Below are 21,416 nucleotides of genomic sequence, written 5' to 3' on the forward strand. Positions count from 1 at the left end.
TCCTAAGCAAAACTTACATTGCTATATAACAAAAAATCGGTTTTTATAATGAGAACTGATGCTAATTATGGAGATAATTAATTTAAAAATGCTCAATACTAATTTCTACTGATATCAGTAAACCAATAAACACATGTCAAAATTGTCACAACATCTTGCATCTAAGTTGAGGAGCTTTGTTTTTGCATTTGGCTCAATCTCTTTAACGGCAGCACTTACCGATCAGGCGATCGCCCAGTCTGTTATTCCTAAAGCCCCACATCGCAGCGATGAATGTGAAATTCTAATTGTGGGTGGTGGTGTCGCAGGCACAGCAGCCGCCTATGAAGGATTGCTAGCAGGACGAACTGTTTGCATGACTGAGATTACGGATTGGGTCGGTGGACAGATAACTGCTCAAGGTACATCGGCTTTAGATGAAGCGAAAAAACAGCGCAATCTCTGGTTTTTCCCTCAAGGTTACACAGAATTTCGGAAGAGGATTGAGCAGAACTATGGCAAATTGAACGCGGGAGATTGTTGGGTAAGTGTATCATGTTTCATTCCCAATACTGCTCAGAAAATATTAGTGGGAATGTTGCAGGAAGTAGCACAAAAGGGAAATGGCAAATTGAAATGGTTCCCGAATACAGTAATTAAAAAGTTGGAAATGAGTCCTGACGGGAAACAGATTGATGGCGCGATCGCAATACAACATAGTCCCGCACCAAATACACCACCGCTAAATACTGAGCCACTTTCATCAATCATTGAAGATGCTTATCGCTACGAAAATTCATCACGATTAAACAAACAAATTATTCGATTCATTCCGCTTGCCAGTACTGAAAAGCGTCCTACTGATTGGTTTGTGATTGATTCGACGGAAACAGGGGAAATTATTGCTTTAGCTGATGTTCCTTATCGTTTGGGTATCGATCCGCGATCGCACCTCAATCCATCATCGCCCGTCACCGAGAATGATCCATACTGCACACAAGGCTTTACCTATACCTTTGCAATGGAGCAAACTGCTGAGGCTCAACCACAGCAAAAGCCCAGTTTTTACGATCGCTACTTGCCCTATTACGGCTCTGACCCTAAGCCTAATCTGGCTAACTTTGATACGATCTTTACCTATCGCCGTATTTGGAGCGCTGCCACTGAAAATCCGAAAAAGAATGCCTTTGGGGTTTCGCCCATGAAAGCAGGTGATATCTCCATGCAGAACTGGGTTTGGGGTAATGATTATCGTCCAGGGACTGACAAAGATAATCTTATTTATTCGAGAGCGCAGTTATTGCGATCGGGACAATTGGAGCCAAATGGATGGATGGGAGGTTTAAGAACGGAAACTCTCAAAAGTGGTGAAGAAATTGCCCTTGGTTTTTACTATTGGCTAGTTGCAGGCACAACCGACTCACAGCAAAAAACTGATTGGAAAAAGCCTTTCCCTAATCATCGTTTGCTGACTGGCTTCGATTCGCCAATGGGAACTTCGCATGGACTGTCCAAATATCCCTACATTCGCGAGTCCCGTAGAATCATCGGTCGTCCATCCTACGGTTATCCTGAAGGCTTCAGCATGTCTGAAATCGATGTATCACAAGTAGATTTTAGTACTGAACTATATCGCACGAAACTCTCTGAGCAAACCTATCGCAGTTTATGGAAAGCACTAGCAGGTTTAGAGTCAGCTAGTGCCATTAGAAATAATACTGAGCCGCAAAAGATTTCCCGCCGCACTCGTTCTACGATTTATCCTGATGCGATCGGGATTGCTCAATATTATCTAGATTTCCATCCTTGCCTAACCGAATATCCTGTCGAAAAAGCTGGTAACACAGAAAGAGCAGGAGTTCGTAACGGTCACGGGCCAGCGTTCCCAGGACAAATTCCTTTGCGATCGCTAATTCCTCAAAAAGTCGATAATCTGATCGTGTCTGGTAAAAACATCGCCTTTAGTTACATCGTTGCCGCAGGTTATCGTGTCCATTCCTACGAGTGGTCAGTGGGAGCCGCTGCTGCAACAACTGCATCCTTTGCACTAGCCGAAGGTATGCTTCCCTATCAACTAGTTGAAGATTTGCCGCGAGTGAGTCCTAAGCTTTCGCAATTACAACAAATGCTAGTGAAAAATAATAATGCGATCGCTTTCCCAGACACTTCTATTTTTAATCTCAATTGGAGTGATTGGAAGATTTGGTAAATAAAAACGAGAAGACGAATAACGGCGCTTCGCGCCGCCACGCATCTTCTGGTTTTATTTACTAACAAGACTGGCGACAGTTATTAAAAACAGCCATGCAAAGCATGGCTGCTTTTAATAACTGATGTTACGTGGAAGGAATTCCTGTCATAGCAAAGGTCTAGGGCTGGCACGGGGGCACAGCCCCTACAGTAACCTCTAAATTTTGAGGTAGGGGCAATCCCCCCGTGGTTGCCCTGTCGTGCTAGCAACAAGAGATTCATTATCTGAGTTCCACGTAACATCAGTTAATAAATGGTTTCGTCTTCTTTCCGCCAAGCAGGATCGACGATACAGATAAATACAATTGGCTCATCACCGATATTCTTGAGAAATTGTTTAGCATCTGGTGGAATATATACTGCATCACCAGACTCGATCTCACGAATCTCTTCATCAATGTGCATTTCTCCTCTGCCACTGAGAATGTAATACACCTCAGAAGTTGTCAGAGAATGTCGCTGCGAAGTCTCGCCCACAGGCAAAATGGCATGGGCTAGGCTATAACGCAGGTTAATCGCCTGTTTGTCAGGATGCAATAATTCGCGCAATATGGTCGAATCGCCAGCGATGAACTCTGGACAATCCAGCAATTTTTGGATCAACATTGAAACATCTTAAATAAATTTTCTGAGCAATAGAGCGACGCTTTGCGCCGCCCTAGAATTACTTGATCGCTTGGACATCCTTAGTAGCAAAACCGTGGGCGCTTAATTCTTTATTGAGGGCGATCGGATTCTTGACGCGATCAACAAACAAGACCCCATTCAAGTGATCCATTTCATGCTGAATTACTCTTGCTAGCAATCCATCGGCAATAAGATGCTTCGGTCTACCATCTTCATCGCGATAAGAGACTTCAATGCGATCGGGACGCACAACATCAAGAAATACTTCAGGAATGCTCAAACAGCCTTCTTCGCCAGTAACAAGATCACCACCCGAAGACTTCACTTCAGGATTAATCATTACTAAAGGCGGCTTACTTTCATCCTTGAGTTCAATATCAATGACAAGTAATTGTTTGTTAATCCCCACCTGTGGTGCAGCCAGACCGATGCCATCGTTGCTATACATGGTCTGGAGCATTTCCACAATAGTCTGACGAATCTCGTCGTTGACTTTGCTAATGCGCTTAGCTGGCTGACGTAATACGCGATCGCCTAGGGTATGGACTTGCAGTGGTGGATTTTTGAGTTTTTGCTTAGGGACTTTTATGGAAATTGCAGACATTGCCGATCAGCTTGTAAATATAAGCTTGTAGTTAACTACCTATATTTTGGCATATTGCATTGCTTGTTCGACAATTAACGTACTTTGACAGAATGGCGGCGCAAAGCGCCGCCATTCTGTTAACTTTTATAGTTTACCGATCGCATATTCGATGAGTTTGAGCAAAGACTTACTCATCTGCTCAAAGCCTTGGCGTTTAAGTGCGGATATGGCGATCGCATCGGGATATTTCTCTAAGATTGCCTTGGGATCTTCAACAGCATCGATTTTATTGAAAACCAACAGGATTGGACCAACGGCGATCGGCATATCTTTGAGGATTTTATCCACCGATTTAAGTTGATCTTCCCAAGCAGAATGAGAAGCATCCACTAAATGCACTAGTACATCGGCTTCTGAGACTTCCTCAAGGGTGGCACGAAAGGCATCAACCAGCGATTTAGGAAGTTCGTGAATGAATCCTACGGTGTCGGTGAGTAGCACCGTGTGCATTTGATCATTCTCTCCCGTGAGCGTGAGGCGGCGCGTGGTGGGGTCGAGGGTGGCGAACAACTTGTCAGCAGCATAGACCTCGGCTTTAGTCATCGCATTAAGTAAGGTTGATTTGCCTGCGTTGGTATAGCCTACGATCGCGACGGTGGGGACTTCTTGATCAACTCGTTTTTGGCGAATGCGCGATCGCTGTGCTTGCAGATGATTAACCTGCTGCTGAAGGAAGGTGATGCGCTTCTGGATCACACGGCGATCGGTTTCTAATTTGGTTTCACCTGGGCCGCGTGTACCTATACCGCCGCCGAGTCTAGAGAGGGCTTGCCCATGCCCAGCTAAGCGCGGTAACCGATATTCTAGCTGAGCTAGCTCAACTTGTAGCTTCCCTTCCGATGACTGGGCGCGTTGAGCAAAAATATCGAGAATTACTTCGGTGCGATCGCTAACTCGTAAACCGATCATTCGTTCGATATTGCGGGTTTGGGAAGCCGTGAGTTCACGATCAAATACGACCAAATTTGCACCTTTAGTTTGGGCAGCGATCGCGAGTTCTAATACTTTGCCTTCACCGAGAACGGTTTGAGGATGGGGACGTTCGCGTTTTTGCCAGAGAGCATCTAGCACTTTACCGCCTGCGCTTTCTACAAGTTGACCAAGTTCAATCATCGTAAAAGGCATCGAGTCAGACTTTTCTTTTTGATGCATTAGCCCGACTAGCACTACGCGATCGCGATCATCATCAGTGGCTCGACCTGCAAAGTTGCGGCTAAATTCTTCTTCTAGCCCTTCTACTAATTCTAAGAAATCTTGCTTGGATAGCGCCTCGATGGTCATCGGTGTTGATACCCGCCAAGCATTCTGCTGTTCAGGCAGTTCTGTATCAGTAGCTGGTAATAAATGCGCCAAATATCCCCGCTCAGCATAGCCTTTGGGATTAACTGGCAAAATTATCAAGGCATCAAGGCGCTGCATCAACATCGCCGTTAAGTCCGTGGGATTGGGTGGCAGCGCATCAGGACTGGCACAAATACAGCGCAATCCACTGAGGCGATCGCTACCATAGCGCGGCAATTCAAGGGGTGGGATTTTGGTTTGATTCGGTGTTCCGATCGCCACGCGGATCACCTGTCCGCGCCTATTGATATATATGCAGATAGATTCCTTTAGCTCAGCACTAACTGCGGCAAGACGTTGAGCTAATTCAGGCGTGGTGAGGCTATCTTGAGGCAATCGCGATCGATACAATCGATCTAATTGCTTTAATTGATGCGCCTTCAGTCCTTGGGTTTTTCCGTAAATAGTTTCGATATGCGTTACTCAGTATAATTGTGATAACTGCCTAAGAAACCAATTGAGAATCACTTTTTGCGGTCAAAAGCTCTAAGAGATCCCCCTCAATCCCCCTTAAAAAGGGGGAAGAATTTAAATTCTCCCTCCTTTTTTAAGCTACCGTGTACACACAAGTCTCTCTGTCTATGTTTGATGGTTTAGAGCCCCCCAGCCCCCCTTAAAAAGGGGGGAGAATTATCTTCTTCCCCCTTTTTAAGAGGGATTGAGGGGGATCATTAGTAACTCACGCTATAGCTGATGACTTGTGTGTACACCGTAGCCTTTTTAAGGGGGGCTGGGGGGATCTAGATAATTCTTAAAGGGGTTCTAAGATAGCTATCACAATTATACTGAGTCAGAACTATGAACGCTACAGCGCTTTTTTTAGTAACCCACGGCAGTAGAGATCGCCGTTCATGGTTAGCTTTGCAAAATCTTGTAGCCGTAGCGCGATCGCGAAAAAATGTTGATGGCAATGATTATAGCGATCGCTATATTAGCGGTGGTTGTCTAGAAGGACAGGAACTCAACTTATCGCAGCAATTAGTCCAATTTGCAACTGAGGTGATCCCATCAGGGGTTTCCGAAATTGTGATTTTGCCTCTGTTTTTGCTAGAAGGAGTTCATGTCAGCGAAGATATTCCCGAACAAGTAGCGATCGCGGAAAATAAGTTAACAGATAAACTAGCAGAAAAATTTCCTGATAGATCCCCAGATCGGTCAATATTTCGGCTTAAGGCTCATGTAGGTACAGATAAGCAGATTCCGAGTCTACTATTGCAGCACTTTGAGAAATATAGCGACGAAAGCAGCTTAGAAAAACAGGGGCGGATTCTCATGGCGCATGGTAGTCGTAGGTTTGGGGCAAATCAGGTAGTTGAGGACTTAGCAGCCCAGAGTCAGGCGATCGCCGCTTATTGGGGAGTTGAACCAAAAATAGAAACTCAAATCGAGAATTTATTAGCACAGGGCATTCGTAAAATTAAGATGTTGCCATATTTTTTGACTGAAGGTGGTCTTACTGAAGCGATCGCCAATAAGCTAGAATCCTATCGCGATCGCATCCAGATTCAGCAGTTACCTGTACCATTATCGAATGAGCAGATTGTAGATTTAGCATTGAAATTCATGTAGCTGACGTTAGGCAGATTGTTATAAGATTGAAAGCTGAATCACCGATGTAATAGGAATTGCCAAAAGTGTCGCCACACTTTTGGCAATTCCTATAAGAGCCTTCAAAACATAAAAAGACCTAGCCGTTTTTTGTTTTGGCATAGAAAACTGCAATTTCACTAAGACCGACAAGGTAAAAAAAGTTGGCTGAAAGATATCAAAATCTTAATCCCATATATCAAGACATTCTTAAACAAGAGCGTCTTAAAAACTTAATGCGAATTGCTAAATGTATTGAAAATAGTACAGTTGGTATTTTTGAAACAACTCTAGCTGATCAAATTGGGGGGATTAGCGTATCTTTTTGTGATTTATTAGGATACAGCGCTGAGCAAGTCTGTCAGCTTAGGTATCAGCAGATTTGTCACCCTGATGATTTGTCTGCGTATTATTTTCTCAAGGAGAGATTACTATCGGGAGAAATCGATCATTGCTATATCAATGTGCGTTATATTCGCGAAGACGGTCAAATCGTCCAAGTGCTTCAAAGTACTGATCTTGATATTGGAGGCTCTAAGGAACCTCACTTTGTGAATCGATTTGAAGATATTACTGATTGGGAACAGACAGCGAAGAACAAGCAAGATGTTGAGAACCGAACTCGCTATCTATTTGAGAACAACCCCAATCCGATGTGGATTTATGATCTCGCAACATTAAAGTTTTTGGCAGTGAATCAGGCGGCCATAAATCACTATGGCTTTAGCGAAGAGGAATTTCTGTCCATGACTTTACAGGATATTCGTCCTGCCGAAGATATTCCGATGCTTTTGGAGGCTCTCTCCAAGGTATCCCTAGGATTTAGCGTGCCTGAAGTATGGAGACATCGCAAAAAAGATGGTACACAGATATTTGTCGAAGTTTCAGCCCACACCCTTGACTATCAAAATCATAAATGCGAACTGATTTTGATCAACGATATTACCCAAAAAATGCAGGCTGAAGAAGCCCTCAAACGTGCTGAAGCTAAGTATCGTAGTATTTTTGAGAATGCAATTGAAGGGATTTTTCAATCAACTGTTGATGGTAGGTTCTTGATGTCAAATCCAATGCTTGCCAAAATCTATGGATATGATTCTCCTGAAGATTTGATTGCTAATCTTACTGATATCAAAGAGCAACTGTATATCGATTCTCAGCGCCGTTTGGAATTAATCAAACTTTTGGAAGCACAAGAGGAAGTTAAATTTTTTGAGTCTGAAATTTATCGTAAAGATGGCTCCATTATTTGGACTTCGGAAAATGTCCATGCGATTTATGATATTGCTGGTCATATTCTCTATTTTGAAGGAACAGTTGAAGATATTACGGCAAGTAAACGGGCTAAAGCGGAAATTGAACATCTTGCTTTTCATGATTCTTTAACAAATTTACCGAATCGCGTGTTGTTTCGCGATCGCCTATCAACGGCTTTAGTCAACGCTTCAGTACAACTCCAAATCTATCTCGATCAAAATAACTTCACTGAAATCAAAGTAATTCCACCATTACTAGCAGTGCTGTTTTTGGATTTAGATCGCTTTAAGTTAGTAAACGACACCATGGGACATGCCGCAGGCGATCGCCTGCTAATTGAAGTTGCTAAAAGGTTAAATGAGTGCATGATTGAAAGTACTTTTTTAGCAAGGATGGGTGGAGATGAGTTTATGATCTTTGTGCCTGAATTGCAGAGTGTAGAGTCAATTCAGCAATTTGCCCAACTAATTTTACAATCCTTTGAAAGTCCTTTCTTTGTTGAAGAAATGGCTCTTTATATTGGTACGAGTATCGGTATTAGTCTTTTTCCCAATGATGGTATGGATGAAGAGACTTTGATGAAAAATGCTGATACAGCTATGTTTCGCGCTAAAGAGCGTGGTCGTAATCATTATCAACTCTACAACCATGCGATCGGTGCAAAAGTGAAGGAATATGTAGCGATCGAGAATGGAATTCGCCAAGCTCTCGATCGCGCAGAGTTTCAGGTGTTCTATCAACCACAAATTAATCTGGTTACAGGTGAGATTGATTGTATGGAGGCTTTAGTACGTTGGCTACATCCTGAATTAGGATGGGTTCCTCCCAATCAGTTTATCCCTGCGGCGGAAGAGCATGGCTTGATTGTCCGCTTGGGCGAATGGGTATTGCGAACAGCATGCACCCAAAATCGCACTTGGCAAAGAGAAGGCTTACCACCGATTCGGATGGCTGTAAATTTCTCTGCAAAACAATTTCAAGTTGCCGATCTTTGCGATCGCATTATGCAAATTCTAGTAGAAACAGATCTAGAACCGCAATATTTAGAATTGGAAATTACCGAAAGCTTGGTAATGCAAGACCAAAATACAACAATTGCGATGCTGAAGCAATTACAATCACGAGGCATGAGGGTATCGATTGATGATTTCGGCACTGGTTATTCTTCATTGAGTTATTTAAGACTCTTGCCTGTGAGTAAGGTCAAAATTGATGCTAGTTTTATTCGCGAAACTCCTCAAAATAAGGATGATGCCGCCATTACATCCGCAATTATTGCGATGGCTCATAATCTTAATCTCAAGGCGATCGCCGAAGGTGTAGAGCGTAAAGAGCAATTGGAATTTTTGCGCTCGCATAATTGTGACGCGGTGCAGGGTTATCTATTTAGCCGCCCTGTGCCTGCGCCTGAAGCGACTTTATTGTTACAAGCCCATAAAATAACGTGAGTTCGATAAACAAAATGGTATCTACGGTGCAAAGCGCTCAGTGCGATCGCTCAAATAAGGCTACCCACAAACGACGCGATCCGATTTGGGAGCTATAAAATAATAAATCTATTAATAGTTTTAAAGCTAAGCGTTGGATTTCATCGGGTTTAGCCTGTTCCTCCTCAGCCATCCGCTCTTGATACAAACTATTAAAGCGATCGAGATAATCACCCAAAATTGGTTCGCGATGAGGCGCACGCTTTAGAGCCGTGCTTTTCTCTAACTGAGCAACTGCGTTACGGATTGCAAATTGTTGCTGAGCCGCCAAAGTGCAACTGATTAAAGTCATCGCTCTCGCCTCATCCACATCCAGTTTCTTGCGTCCCTTGCCCTTGCGTAAGGGGCTAGCCTGACGTAAGCGCCACAGCGTAATGCGATCGCTTAAAATCTCTTCTAAGCCCAATTTCTCGGCAACGGCAAGCATTTCATCGGAGCCAAGCCCCGTTAATGCTTCTAAAGACAGCAGCACTAAATCCAAATGCGCCTTGATCGCCTGCAACTGAGGCAAATCTGGATTATCAAAGGATGGCGCAGGTTGGGATGTCATGAGTCAGAGCTGGATTTAATTTGTGGCAAAGGGGGTAAAGGTAAAGGACGATGCTTACCTCTTGACTTCTCGACTAAGGCTTTAGTTGCCTTGTCAACTACACTAATATCGCTTAATTTATCACTTGTGATATCAATTACTTCACCACGAGAAGCACTTCTTGCCCTACCTTGGGTCGCCCATGCTTGCATAAAGCTAATCTGCTCCCTCGCAGTACTAGCCAAGGGATAGGTTTCCTTGATCGCTCCTAAAATATCTTCAGTACTCACATCCCGTTGTTCATGGAAAGCGCGATACATGCCTTCAACGATCGCCTGTTCGATTTCCGCACCACTAAACTCCTTAGAAATGGCTGCCATTTGATCGATATCAAAACTGCGTAATTCCATTGGACGAAAACGTTTCAAATGGAGTAAGAAGATCTCCTTGCGCTCTTCATAGGTAGGTAGATTAATAAAGAACAATTCATCAAATCTCCCTTTGCGTAACAGTTCAGGGGGCAATGCATGGATATTATTGGCTGTGGCAACCACAAATACAGGACTCGATTTCTCCTGCATCCATGTGAGTAATGTTCCTAATACGCGCTGGCTAGTTCCCGAATCGCCCATGCTATTGGAAATACCTCCAAAAGCCTTGTCAATTTCATCAATCCAGAGAATGCAAGGTGCAAGGGCTTCCGCTAGCTGAATAGTTTGACGAGTGCGGCTCTCAGACTGCCCCACAAGGCTACCAAACAAGCGCCCAACATCCAATCGTAGTAATGGGAGCCGCCAAAGATTGGCGATCGCCTTGGCACAGAGACTTTTCCCTGTTCCTTGAATACCCAGCAGCAAAACCCCCCGTGGATTCGGCAATCCAAATGCTCTAGCTTCATCGGAAAAGGCTTGCTGACGTTGCATCAGCCACAGCTTGAAATTATCTAATCCCCCAATACTATCAAGGGTTTCATTGGGGGTAAAAAATTCTAAAAATTCGGTTTGACGAATTCTTTTTTGCTTCTCAACTAAAACCCGATCAATATCTGATTCATTGAGAAAATGCTTCTGTACTATTGACTTAGAGAGGGTGTGACAGATGCGATCGCGGGTCATGCCCATACAAGCTTTGATCAGTTGTTCAAGGCTATTCCCTTCCATTCGCAACTGTTCAGGCGGAATCATCTGCTCGATAATATGGCGAATTTCCGTAGTTTCAGGTAATGGGAAATAGAGTACGGCAACCTGTTCTTCGAGTTCCGATGGCATCTCTAGTAAAGGACTCAACAAAATCAAAGTCTTACGGGAATTGCGAAAACTCCGATAGAGATTGCGAAGTTGGCGCACTAAAATCTCATCCAGTCGCTGCGATGCTAAGCGGCGATGCAAATCGCGAAATATATAAATAGTCGCCGTTTGGCGATCGCTGTTTTCAACAATTTGCAAAGCTTGCAGCAAATTGTTTTTGCCTTCCTGATTATGCTCAAAACCACGCACCAAATCATAATAAAGGGTTTGGCGCGGTGGTCCACATTCCTGAGCAACTTGAGCGATCGCCTTTTCAGCACGCTCTTCTTCCCATGTCACGACATAAATAATCGGGCATTTGGCGCGGATCAGGAGACTAAGTTCTTCTTTAAAGTTGAGAGATTTCATTCACAGATGCCTTGGATTTGCAAAAACTCACTTAGCAAGTTTTGATAGCGATTTTTAATAGCTAATTTTAGAAGAAATCGTCATTTGCTACCTGTCGATGTGGGGTTGGTAGCGATTTTAAATGACTGAGAAATTGTAATAACTCGTCATTAGTTAATTGCTGACGCGACTTTTTATCAAAAGTCCTTACCAAATAATCACGTCCCTGTGTTTTTGTCCAACTTAGACGCTCCATCTCCACATCAATTTTAGAAATTGCATCTGATAAATCCACAGGCTCAGGCGAGATTTGAGGCGATGAAGGCTTGCTCATTGGTGCATCAGTTGCATGAGGTAATGAAGATAAAGCTACATCAGCTTCGGGTAGATGCTCATTCCCTCCATACTCACTGGTATAGTCTATGGCTGACTCAGCGTGAATGGTTTGTGTAGTATGGGTCACGGGATGCGAATCACTAGTAGAGAGATTACTAGCTCCCAAACTGCCTAACGTATTAAAGTTTGCCGATGGTAATGAGGTGATCGTGGATGGCTCTCGTGATACTTGGGTGAGCATCGGCGATCGCCCCCCATAGTTGCCATAGTTATTATCAAATCCATTGTCAAAGGCTAGCCCTGCGATCGCGAGGGCGCGTTTTACAGCCCGATCTTCAGCGATTTCAAGATCGCTATCGACAGCCGTAGCCGTACCCATGATCGCATCTCCTTCAGAAACGATCGCTCTAAAAGCATGAAGACCATCTATTTTTGGTAGCATCTCTGTTTGGATACGACCTTGGGGATATTGAGCGCGAAACTGAGCGAACATAAATAGGTACAAAATCAATTTTTTGTGGAAATAATCTGTAAAACACAGAATATCTTATACCAAAGCTAAAAATGGCAACGCCATTTTTAGCTTTTAAAATCTTTACTGGGTTTAGTTTTTAATTTGCAAAAGTATTGGTAGACTTTCGTGAATTGGTATTATGGTGGTTTTCCAATGAGTATAGCTGTCAGTACAAGTATTAGCACGCAAGTGGCAACGTTTGGAAACGTCACTTGACTTTTAGGCAACAGCTATATCAAGTCTAAGTATCGAAAAAGTAAGCAAAAGGTGGCGTATAACCTGGAATCTTATTTTCATCGACTTCATCAATCTGATCGGGATCAAGATATTCATTGGCATAGCGCATATAGACTTTTTCGCTAACAAAGAGATCGAAGACATCGGGATCAATATGGTTATTGATTTTCATGTTACCGAGGATTTGCAGGCATTCAGTCAAAGTTTTACCTTTTTTATAGGGGCGATCCTTCGCGCTGAGGGCTTCAAAAATATCTGCAATTCCCATCATTCTTGCAGGTAAAGACATTTGTTCGCGGGTTAATCCCTTCGGATAGCCTTTGCCATCCATCCGTTCATGGTGACCACCAGCATATTCGGGGACACGACGGAGATTGCGGGGATAGGGGAGCTGCTCCAGCATCTCAATCGTGACTACGATGTGATCATTAATAATTTTGCGTTCTTCCGCAGTAAGGGTTCCTCTAGAAATATTCAGGTTGTATACTTCATTTTCCGTTAAGAAATTCGTTTCGACACCTTGGGGATCATTCCAGCGATAGGTGGCAATTATTTGCAGGCGCTCCTTATATTCATCACGCATAAACTCACCACCAATATTACAAATGCGGAGAAAATCTTGATCGCTAGAATATTGGGCAAGTTTCTGCTGAAATGCATCTTCTAGTTCAGGAATAATACTGAGATTGCCCGACTCGATCGCTGCTATTTTTTGATTGAGAAAAATAATTTCGGCATCGCGCTTCAGTACTTCAAAGCGAGTATTGATTAAGTGAATGCGATCAAAAATTGTTTCTAGCTTTGTTGCTTTATCAATTACATGGACAGGTGTTGTAACTTTTCCGCAATCATGCAGTAATCCTGCTATTTTCAGTTCGTACCTTTCATCATCATCTAAGTTGAAATTCTTGAAAATGCCATAATCTGCTTGACAAGCGGCATCGGCAATCATCATCGTTAAAGTGGGAACACGGCGGCAGTGAGCGCCGTTATAGGGCGATTTTTTATCGATCGCCTCAGACATCAGATTGATAAATGACTCGAACAGTTCTCGAAACTGACCAATTAGTTTGTTATTGGTTAAAGCGATCGCGGCTTGAGATGCTAAGGATTCACCGATACGTTGGGCTACCTTCGAGAACTCGATGATCTTATTGTCAATACTTTTGGCATTAATAAGTTGCAGCACCCCAATCAACTCATTTTCGTGATTGAGCATTGGCAGCGTTAAAAACGACTGCGATCGGTAGCCAGTTTTTGTGTCAAAGGTTCTAGTCCCTGCAAAGTCAAATCCTTCAGCAATATAGGCATCAGGTATATTAATCGTCTTTTTGTGTAGAGCAGAGTGAGCCGCCACCATTGTATTGTTCGGCTTCCCAAATTCATCGTAGAGTGGCAAAGGATCAAAGGGAATCGCCTCTCCTAGATTGGCTCCCATCATAATGCCGAGGGAGTCATTCATGATAATTTCAAACTGAAGGTATTTTTTGTCCTCAGTTGCTAGATACAGTGTTCCCCCATCAGCATTTAAGATTGTCTTGGCTCCTCTTAAAATCATCTCTAGCAATTTGGGCGTATTTTTCTCAGCCGAGAGGGCAATGCCAATCTCATTTAATTTTTCGATTAATTCAAAGGATTCTGTTTTAGTATCGCCCATGTCCATATTTTGCGTCCCTATTTGTCAACAGTGTCTTTTTTTTGGAAATGTCATGAGGGAATAACTTTGTCAATTTTGCTTGGGTTGAGTGGGTTGAACCAATATTTGTGGTAAAGGTGGCAAACCAGTTTTTTTCCAGAACTGTTGAAATTGTTGGGGCTGAGCTAGCCGCCATCCAAACAATAAGATCGTAGCTAAAAAAGTTGTTGTCAGACCAAATTTCACAAGACTTATCGCAATTTGTCTATAGTTTGATTTTTTTTGTGGATTCTCGTGATTATCTTTTATCTTTTGTTCAGGGCTGTTTTTTAAGCTAGAAGTAGTTAAACCTATAGTATCGGTTTGATGTAAGGATTGATTAATTGGTTGAGATATTTGTTTTTGTAAATATTCGATAGACTGATGCACAATTGGTGGGGCTTGATTGGTTCTAGACCATTGACGGGCGATCGCAGAGGGAATAGCACAGAGATTTTTGTGTTCTAGCTTGGCGATGCGATCGCGTAAGAATATTTCATCGGAAATTAAAACCACACATTTTTGTGGATGAGCATTAGCGACTCCCACTGCACTTTGAGCAACGTTAATCATTAATTTTGCCTTACGACTTAGATTTTGGGTAGCCCTAACTACTAAGTCATCATGTTTGTCAGTGAGATCTGTAATTGGCCACTTGAGTCCAGACAAGTTTTGGAATTGTTTGGCAACAGCCTCGTTACCTTCAGCTTTGCCATTAGCAATATTTTTAATTTCGAGAGCTACAACTTCTGGCAAAAGACATTCACCTAATTTTGCGATCGCCTGCCAAGTATGGGGATCAGTGTCAATAATGACGCTAGTTTCGACAAGCAGAAGATAAGGAGAGTTAGTCATAGCAAAAAATACAGATTATGTGGTGGATGGCGCAAATCTGCCCCATCCACCTGATTTAAAAAGGATTATTTTGTCAATCGCGAGCCTTGCCAGTTGCCAAAATTGTTGGTGCTTTCACCAGTGCCATAGCTGCCATAAAATTCTTTGCATCCTTCCCCGAAGACCAGAATTCCTTTCCCCTGTTGTTTTGGTTGCTGTTTGGGAGTTTCCGTCCAGTCGAAGGTAACGATATTATTGCTCAATGTACCTGTTAGTTCACCCGTAATTTTGCCACGCTCAAAATTGGCATACTCATATTTCCCTGAAACTAGATTTTCGCTTTCTTCTCGCAAAGTTAACTTGCCAAAGGGGGTTTGCCATTCTCCGCTGATTTTGGATTTACACGCAAGGTTACTATCGGGAGTTGCTTCAGGAGCTGTGAGATATTGCAATCCAAATATGGTGGTTAAGACAACTCCGCCTACTCCACAAAGCAAAAATAACCAAGACCAAGAAACTTGCTTTTGCCAAGGTGTCTTTAGCAGCTTTGAGAAATATTTCAAACGACCCTGCTCAGAAGTAGTAGTATCTTCTGTCTCTAAGATCTCTGTTTCTGGAGAAGATGGATCTTCATCTTCTGGAGGCAATGGCTGCGATCGCTTGCTTTTACTAGACCAAAGTTTTTGCATAGTTAAGGCAAATATTCTAATGCCAATATCTAGTAGTACTAGTATTACATTGTTGCATGATGATAAAACTCATGCCTATTGATCTCTTCAGCGATTATGCTTAGCAATGGTGTATATGGGTGTTGCACTTACATACATCATGGCTAAGTTTTAGATTTTAGGTAACACCATGTCTCAACCTTCGGAAACTGATATTCAACAGATTTTCGATCGCATTGCGCCAGTTTACGATCGCTTTAATGATCTGCTCAGCTTAGGTCAGCATCGGATTTGGAAAAAAATGGCTTTGCGTTGGTGTGAACCACAACAGGGTGAAAAATGGTTGGATCTTTGCTGTGGATCGGGTGATATGACGGCTCTAGTTGCTCAGAAAGTTGCTCCCACTGGTCAAGTAATCGGTGTGGACTTTTCTAAGGAGCTATTAGCGATCGCTGCCGATAAAGCCAAAAACTACTCTCCCAAAATTCAAAAATGTCTGACATGGCAACAGGGTAATGTTTTGCATCTACCCTTTGCTGACAATAGTTTTAATGGAGCCACCTTAGCCTATGGTTTGCGAAATGTGGCGAGTATTCCTCAATGTCTATCTGAGTTACATCGTGTTTTGCAAAATGGATCAAAGGTAGCGATTTTAGATTTTCATCGTCCTAGTGATCGCTTGATGCAAACCTTTCAAGATTTTTATTTGGCGCAGGTGGTTGTGCCACTAGCTGATCGCTTTGAGATGACCGATGAATATGCTTACATTGCACCAAGTTTGGCAAGATTTCCCATTGGTTCGGAGCAGGTCAAACTAGCTAAAGCCGCAGGATTTAGTCAGGCAAAACATTACGCGATCGCCAATGGCATGATGGGAATATTAGTTTTACAAAAATAGAGGCGGCGCTTTGCGCCGCCTCTATTTTTGGTTTTTATATCATGATCCCCATATTTATCTCGTTTTTTGAATCCTGTGATACCAAACTTTAGATATCACTAGCTGTAGATTTAAAAGCATCGGGAAAAAGAGATGGAAATATGACACAAGCCAATCTTGAGAAAATTAGAACTCTCCGTCAACAAATTATTGCTGAAACTAAGTATGGTTTTGCTGACTGGAACCTAGTCCAGAAACTCTTAGATGACTTAATGATCAATCATCGACAATATAAACAGTTTGCGATCAAAGAAAATATCACTCTTTATAAATAAAAAAGAATCGGCGCAAAGCGCCGATTCTCTTTTTTAAACAGACATTTCTAGCATCCTTTGCATGGGTTTCAGTGCGGCTTGCCGAATTTGCTCATTGAGAATTATTTCAGGAGAACGATTCTTCATTGTCAGATAGACCTTCTCCAAGGTGTTCAGACGCATATAGGGACATTCATTGCAAGCACAATTGCTATTGGGGGGAGCAGGAATAAACTTTTTAAATGGTGTGGCTTTTTGCATTTGATGAATCACCCCCGACTCCGTAACCACGATAAATTCTTGACGATCGCTCTGTTGGACATACTTTAATAAGCCCGTTGTCGAGCCGATAAAATCCGCATGTCGTAATACATTAGCTTCACATTCAGGATGGGCAATGATTTCCGCATTGGGATAACTTAGCTTGAGTTCCACTAATTTGCGTTCAGAAAAAATTTCATGAACCATGCAAGCCCCATCCCATAACAACATCTCGCGTCCTGTTTGCTCGATCACATAGCGTCCAAGGTTGCGATCGGGGGCAAAAATAATTGGCTGATCTTTGGGAATTTGATTGACGATCGCTACCGCATTCGCGCTAGTACAGATAATATCGCTGAGGGCTTTGCTTTCGGCGGAGCAATTTATGTAGGAAATTACCAAATGATCGGGGTGATCAGCTTTAAACTGGGCAAAGCGATCGGGGGGACAACTATCGGCAAGGGAGCAACCAGCGTCAAGATCGGGCAGTAATACCAATTTATGAGGATTCAAGATTTTGGCAGTTTCAGCCATGAAATGCACGCCCAGAAACACGATCACATCTGCTTGGCAATTGGCGGCGGCTTGTGACAGTCCGAGGGAGTCACCGATATAATCGGCAATGTCTTGTAGATCAGGATCTTGGTAATAATGCGCCAAAATCACTGCATTTAAGTCTTTTTTAAGATCAGCGATCGCCTTGAATAGGTCGATGGGAATGGAATTATTGATAACTTGGCGATCAAGTTGTTCAGGTTTGGGGGCGGCGAGAAACACAGGTTGCCTCACAAAAATAAAAATAGTGAGTAATAGTGAAAATTATTCATTTCCTATATGTAATTATAGTAGAAATCACCAAAAATATATCTGTCAAACGAAAGAAATAAAACATAAAAGAGAATGGTGGCGCATCGCGCCGCCATCCTCTTTCTATGGAGATTAATTTTTCGCAACTTTTTCTATAGGTTTTTCGTCAACGTTATTCAATAAAATAGTGACAATAGCAATTCTTACTGCATATCGTTATTGTTAAATCAGCGCTCTAATTTTTGTGGTGGTGGCTCTAGTGGGGATCTAGCCTAAATATTGTTCACAGTAGATAAACATCAGACCAGTAAAGCTTGAGGTAATTATAAATATGAAAATATCGATCGCTAAGTTATCAAATTTAGTTAGTCAGAAAGTTGTCGCATCAATGGTTAACAGACTTCAGCATTACTGGAAATTTGCGATCGCTTTGCTGATGTCTGTATTGTTAGCAGTTACTCTTAATCCTTTTGCGGTTAAAGCCTTTAACTTATCTGACCTGTTTCGGGTGCTGCCATCCGCTATTCAAATTATTCAGCTTTCTAGTATTGGCGACAATGAGGAAGTTTCTCTAGGTCAACAAATTGATCGGCAGATTCAACAGGAAGTCCGCATCAGTCGCGATCCTGCGGCTAATGCCTTGGTGAGCCGCCTAGGACAAATTTTAGTACCCACTAGCGATCGCCCAAATATCCCCTATACTTTTCGTGTTGTTGATGATAACAATCTCAATGCCTTCGCGACTATGGGCGGATTTGTTTACATCAATACTGGCACGATCGCTGCTGCGGATAATGTCGCTCAACTAGCCAGTGTCATCGGTCATGAAATGGGGCATATCTCAGGTCGTCATGCGCTAGAGCAAATGAGACAAATGGCGATCGCTCAAGGGATTGCCACAATTGCGGGTGTTGGTGATGATCGCTTAGTTGGGATTGGTGTTAATCTCGCCTTGCGGTTGCCCAATAGCCGTGAAGCGGAATTTGATGCTGATCGACGAGGTTTACTCAATATTACAAGAGCAGGTTTTGCTGCAAGAGCGATGCCAGCCTTTATGCAAAAACTAGCTAGTTCCCGTGGTGGTGGCGCTCCCACTTTCTTGAGTACTCACCCTGCAACTGGAGAACGTATTGCTGCACTTAATCAATCCATTCAAGCTAATAACTTAAATACTTCAGGTGGTTTGAATGATAGTGAATATCAAAGAATTTGGCGATCGCGCTTCCGTTAAATCATAATCAAAAACAAAAGAGACCGCATATTGTGCGGTCTCTTTTGTTTTTGAAATCATCCATCCAAAAGGACAACGAGATCGCATATCCATCTCCATAACCAGTGATCGCCCCTCAAAAAAAACTAACCAACCAGCGATCGCCTATCTTTCAAAAATTAAACCAAGACGATCGCTTCAAGCAAATAATTCAGAATTTGTAAGATTTGGAGAGTTGAGAGATTGCGCCCCTTCGGGGCGCAATCTCTCAACCCATTTAGGATTGCTATATAATTACAAGAGGATTTATATCAATTCCTAGCCTAAACTAATACGGTGAGTATCATGACATCAACAGTACTTTATGAATCTGATTTTTATAACTGGACAGTTGAACAGGTCAAGAGTTTGCGATTAGGTAAGTTGGATAGTTTAGATTTAGAGAATTTAGCGGAAGAGATTGAATCTTTGGGTAATCAGAAAAGGGCTGAGTTGGAAAATCGTTTGGCAGTTTTGCTAGGGCATTTACTCAAGTGGGATTTGCAGCCGAATTTGCGTGGTAAGAGTTGGCGAGCAACAATTAGGGAACAACGCCGCGAAATCAAAAAATTAATTAGAAAAAATCCTAGCTTGAAGTCTTATTTGGATGAAGCAATGACAGATGGTTATGAGTCGGCTTTGGATCTAGTAGTGCGAGAAACTCCATTTGATTACAAGGATTTATCAAAAGAATGTCCTTATGCGATTGCTCAAGTTTTTGATGACAGTTTTCCTATTGGTGTAGATGTTTGATAAATAGGCGATCGCCCCTCAAAAAATCAATCAACCAGTGATCGCCTATCCATGCTCAACAAACAGCGATCGCCTATTTTTATATTAAAAAGAACCATTACGGAGTTGTTCTATAGCAATTTTGAAAGGTTCTATTTCGTTAAAACACAACCGATAGGTTTCTTCAGCATCAATACTAAAGTAATTGTGAGCAAGTATATTTCTTAATCCCTTAATCCCCTCCCAATCAATATTTAGGATGTTGCTCAAATAATTTCGGATTGATTAATTTATCAAGTTTCTGTGTGTTTTCACCAATCGCAACTAACATCATCGCGATCGCATCAAGGCGATCTAGTCCATCGTCATTACGAATAAAATCATACGCTGTGTCGATCCCAGAAAAACGGCGTTCAATCCTTCTAATTCCTTCTTGAATTTCTAAAAATAATTCTAAAAGCATTAAGCGATCATGCATATACAGCCTCACGATCAATTCGCGCTTTTAGATGCTTATTCATTCCGTACCAATATCGAATCACATCAACTTTTCTACCAAATCTTTTTTCTAATTCAATTTTTAAGTTAACTCGCTTTAAGATATTTGGCTTCATATCTACGACAATATCAATGTCACTATTCTCATTTGCTTCATTTCTTGCGACCGATCCGAAAACACCAATTTTGTTGACTTCATAACGAGTAGTCAAGTCTTCTTTTAGGGCGCTTAACTCGCTCAATATACTCTCTTTATCTAATGAATGTACAATCATTACTAGTACCTTTTTCGGGAAGAGATAATGGACTTCTATTGTACCATAACCAGCGATCGCCTATTCATCTCCATAACCAGCGATCGCCTATCCAATCACCACAACCAGCGCTCTAAAATGTAAATCAAACTGCGATCGCCTATCCAATCCTCACAAACAGTCATCAAAAGTTAAAGTATAGCGATCACCCCATTAGTAAAGTTTTTCATTAATCTCGTACATATTACATTGGAATAGTAGAAATCCCTTTGTATTGCTTCCACATTTCATTCCTTATTCCTCTCGCAATTTTAACTTTTTTTGTCTCTCCAACACTTGTTGTTAGAAAAATATTGAATGTGTTTATTCTGTAGAAGGCTATAATCGCATTCTTTGCAAATAAAAACTCATCACTGTTATCTATACTTTTAAAGAAATCTATAGGATGAAACACCTGACCTTGTTCTCCATCAGTTAGCTTGGCTGGAAGTTTTGTACATAAGAGAGAAAACCTTCTATCCATATGAGGAAATGTTATTTTCCTTTGAAGTCTTCCTAATGGATGTGATTTATGATGCCACTCAAAATAAGTAATAGTTACAGGTCTTGCTCCTATATTTATAAAACTAATCTGATAAGCCCAGCGATTAAGTGTTGTCGGATCATTGCCTGCGAGTTGAGCAATACTTAATCTAGCCTGAATTATGCATGACAAGGGGAACGAGAACAAGAAAAAGAGCCTAAAAGCTATTAGAATTAGGCTCTTCAGAATAATAATAGATGTATTTTCTCATGACAGAGTGTAATCAAGAAGCAAAGATCG

Annotated in this window: 22 protein-coding genes; 7 read left to right on the plus strand and 15 right to left on the minus strand. The window is 42.1% G+C overall.

All coding sequences use genetic code 11. The features are described from left to right. Positions 1 to 133 precede the first annotated feature (133 nt). Positions 134 to 2,188, plus strand: coding sequence for an FAD-dependent oxidoreductase (locus VB775_RS24815; protein ID WP_281006790.1), 2,055 nt, complete (start codon positions 134 to 136; stop codon positions 2,186 to 2,188). 287 nt (positions 2,189 to 2,475) lie between these two features. On the opposite strand, the gene VB775_RS24820 is transcribed toward VB775_RS24815, so the two are convergent. The 3 genes from VB775_RS24820 to hflX form a co-directional block, all read right to left on the minus strand. After that, entirely contained in the window at positions 2,476 to 2,835 is a 360-nt protein-coding gene (locus VB775_RS24820; RefSeq protein WP_281006791.1) for a cupin domain-containing protein, read from the minus strand. Between the two features lie 58 nt (positions 2,836 to 2,893). Beyond that, positions 2,894 to 3,460, minus strand: coding sequence for a peptide deformylase (def, locus tag VB775_RS24825; protein WP_281006792.1), 567 nt, complete (start codon positions 3,458 to 3,460; stop codon positions 2,894 to 2,896). 126 nt (positions 3,461 to 3,586) lie between these two features. Continuing rightward, positions 3,587 to 5,257, minus strand: a complete 1,671-nt coding sequence (hflX, locus tag VB775_RS24830; protein ID WP_407073003.1) for a GTPase HflX — start codon at positions 5,255 to 5,257, stop codon at positions 3,587 to 3,589. A gap of 384 nt (positions 5,258 to 5,641) precedes the next feature. On the opposite strand from hflX, the gene VB775_RS24835 reads away from it, so the two are divergent. Then, positions 5,642 to 6,412 (plus strand): sirohydrochlorin chelatase, encoded by a 771-nt coding sequence (locus VB775_RS24835; RefSeq protein ID WP_281006793.1) that lies wholly within the window; start codon positions 5,642 to 5,644, stop codon positions 6,410 to 6,412. 18 nt (positions 6,413 to 6,430) lie between these two features. Here the strand turns inward: VB775_RS24835 and VB775_RS24840 are convergent, their stop codons facing one another. Next, positions 6,431 to 6,553 carry a hypothetical protein gene (locus VB775_RS24840; RefSeq protein ID WP_323217054.1) on the minus strand — a complete coding sequence of 41 codons (123 nt, stop codon included), beginning with the start codon at positions 6,551 to 6,553 and terminating at the stop codon, positions 6,431 to 6,433. Positions 6,554 to 6,594: 41 nt separating this feature from the next. Between VB775_RS24840 and VB775_RS24845 the strand changes: the two genes are divergently transcribed. Continuing rightward, positions 6,595 to 9,135 (plus strand): EAL and GGDEF domain-containing protein, encoded by a 2,541-nt coding sequence (locus VB775_RS24845; protein ID WP_281006794.1) that lies wholly within the window; start codon positions 6,595 to 6,597, stop codon positions 9,133 to 9,135. 37 nt (positions 9,136 to 9,172) lie between these two features. Here VB775_RS24845 and VB775_RS24850 read toward each other — a convergent pair whose 3' ends face one another. The 6 genes from VB775_RS24850 to VB775_RS24875 form a co-directional block, all read right to left on the minus strand. Then, on the minus strand, positions 9,173 to 9,724 hold the full coding sequence (locus tag VB775_RS24850) for a DUF3038 domain-containing protein (protein WP_094530336.1): 552 nt from the start codon (positions 9,722 to 9,724) through the stop codon (positions 9,173 to 9,175). Further along, entirely contained in the window at positions 9,721 to 11,358 is a 1,638-nt protein-coding gene (locus VB775_RS24855; protein ID WP_281006795.1) for an AAA family ATPase, read from the minus strand. The genes VB775_RS24850 and VB775_RS24855 overlap by 4 nt, the downstream gene beginning before the upstream one ends. A gap of 67 nt (positions 11,359 to 11,425) precedes the next feature. Next, on the minus strand, positions 11,426 to 12,166 hold the full coding sequence (locus VB775_RS24860; RefSeq protein WP_281006796.1) for a hypothetical protein: 741 nt from the start codon (positions 12,164 to 12,166) through the stop codon (positions 11,426 to 11,428). 262 nt (positions 12,167 to 12,428) lie between these two features. Then, a complete protein-coding gene (locus VB775_RS24865; protein WP_407072939.1) occupies positions 12,429 to 14,087 on the minus strand; it encodes an HD-GYP domain-containing protein in 1,659 nt (552 codons plus the stop codon). Between the two features lie 63 nt (positions 14,088 to 14,150). Then, complete coding sequence (locus tag VB775_RS24870) at positions 14,151 to 14,954, minus strand: hypothetical protein (RefSeq protein WP_281006798.1); 804 nt, start codon at positions 14,952 to 14,954, stop codon at positions 14,151 to 14,153. A gap of 65 nt (positions 14,955 to 15,019) precedes the next feature. Continuing rightward, positions 15,020 to 15,622 carry a hypothetical protein gene (locus VB775_RS24875; protein WP_281006799.1) on the minus strand — a complete coding sequence of 201 codons (603 nt, stop codon included), beginning with the start codon at positions 15,620 to 15,622 and terminating at the stop codon, positions 15,020 to 15,022. Between the two features lie 169 nt (positions 15,623 to 15,791). Between VB775_RS24875 and ubiE the strand changes: the two genes are divergently transcribed. Both ubiE and VB775_RS24885 read left to right on the plus strand, forming a co-directional pair. After that, on the plus strand, positions 15,792 to 16,499 hold the full coding sequence (gene ubiE, locus VB775_RS24880) for a bifunctional demethylmenaquinone methyltransferase/2-methoxy-6-polyprenyl-1,4-benzoquinol methylase UbiE (RefSeq protein ID WP_281006800.1): 708 nt from the start codon (positions 15,792 to 15,794) through the stop codon (positions 16,497 to 16,499). Positions 16,500 to 16,639: 140 nt separating this feature from the next. Next, the gene (locus tag VB775_RS24885) at positions 16,640 to 16,813 is read left to right on the plus strand and encodes a hypothetical protein (RefSeq protein ID WP_281006801.1); all 174 of its coding nucleotides are present in this window, start codon (positions 16,640 to 16,642) and stop codon (positions 16,811 to 16,813) included. A 33-nt stretch (positions 16,814 to 16,846) separates the two neighbouring features. On the opposite strand, the gene nadA is transcribed toward VB775_RS24885, so the two are convergent. Further along, the gene (gene nadA / locus VB775_RS24890) at positions 16,847 to 17,830 is read right to left on the minus strand and encodes a quinolinate synthase NadA (protein WP_281006802.1); all 984 of its coding nucleotides are present in this window, start codon (positions 17,828 to 17,830) and stop codon (positions 16,847 to 16,849) included. 361 nt (positions 17,831 to 18,191) lie between these two features. On the opposite strand from nadA, the gene VB775_RS24895 reads away from it, so the two are divergent. Both VB775_RS24895 and VB775_RS24900 read left to right on the plus strand, forming a co-directional pair. Then, positions 18,192 to 19,091, plus strand: coding sequence for a M48 family metallopeptidase (locus tag VB775_RS24895; RefSeq protein ID WP_281006803.1), 900 nt, complete (start codon positions 18,192 to 18,194; stop codon positions 19,089 to 19,091). 324 nt (positions 19,092 to 19,415) lie between these two features. Continuing rightward, the gene (locus VB775_RS24900) at positions 19,416 to 19,862 is read left to right on the plus strand and encodes a DUF29 domain-containing protein (protein WP_281006804.1); all 447 of its coding nucleotides are present in this window, start codon (positions 19,416 to 19,418) and stop codon (positions 19,860 to 19,862) included. Between the two features lie 84 nt (positions 19,863 to 19,946). Here VB775_RS24900 and VB775_RS24905 read toward each other — a convergent pair whose 3' ends face one another. The 4 genes from VB775_RS24905 to VB775_RS24920 all read right to left on the minus strand — a co-directional run bounded on the left by VB775_RS24905 (position 19,947) and on the right by VB775_RS24920 (position 21,308). After that, on the minus strand, positions 19,947 to 20,111 hold the full coding sequence (locus VB775_RS24905) for a DUF86 domain-containing protein (RefSeq protein WP_281006805.1): 165 nt from the start codon (positions 20,109 to 20,111) through the stop codon (positions 19,947 to 19,949). Further along, positions 20,089 to 20,319, minus strand: coding sequence for a hypothetical protein (locus VB775_RS24910; RefSeq protein WP_281006806.1), 231 nt, complete (start codon positions 20,317 to 20,319; stop codon positions 20,089 to 20,091). The genes VB775_RS24905 and VB775_RS24910 overlap by 23 nt, the downstream gene beginning before the upstream one ends. Next, positions 20,312 to 20,614, minus strand: a complete 303-nt coding sequence (locus tag VB775_RS24915; RefSeq protein ID WP_281006807.1) for a nucleotidyltransferase family protein — start codon at positions 20,612 to 20,614, stop codon at positions 20,312 to 20,314. Before VB775_RS24915 ends, VB775_RS24910 begins: the two co-directional genes overlap by 8 nt. A 223-nt stretch (positions 20,615 to 20,837) precedes the next feature. Next, positions 20,838 to 21,308 carry a hypothetical protein gene (locus tag VB775_RS24920; RefSeq protein WP_281006808.1) on the minus strand — a complete coding sequence of 157 codons (471 nt, stop codon included), beginning with the start codon at positions 21,306 to 21,308 and terminating at the stop codon, positions 20,838 to 20,840. Positions 21,309 to 21,416 lie beyond the last annotated feature (108 nt).

It is taken from the genome of Pseudanabaena sp. CCNP1317 (assembly GCF_034931345.1).
GTDB lineage: Bacteria > Cyanobacteriota > Cyanobacteriia > Pseudanabaenales > Pseudanabaenaceae > Pseudanabaena > Pseudanabaena galeata.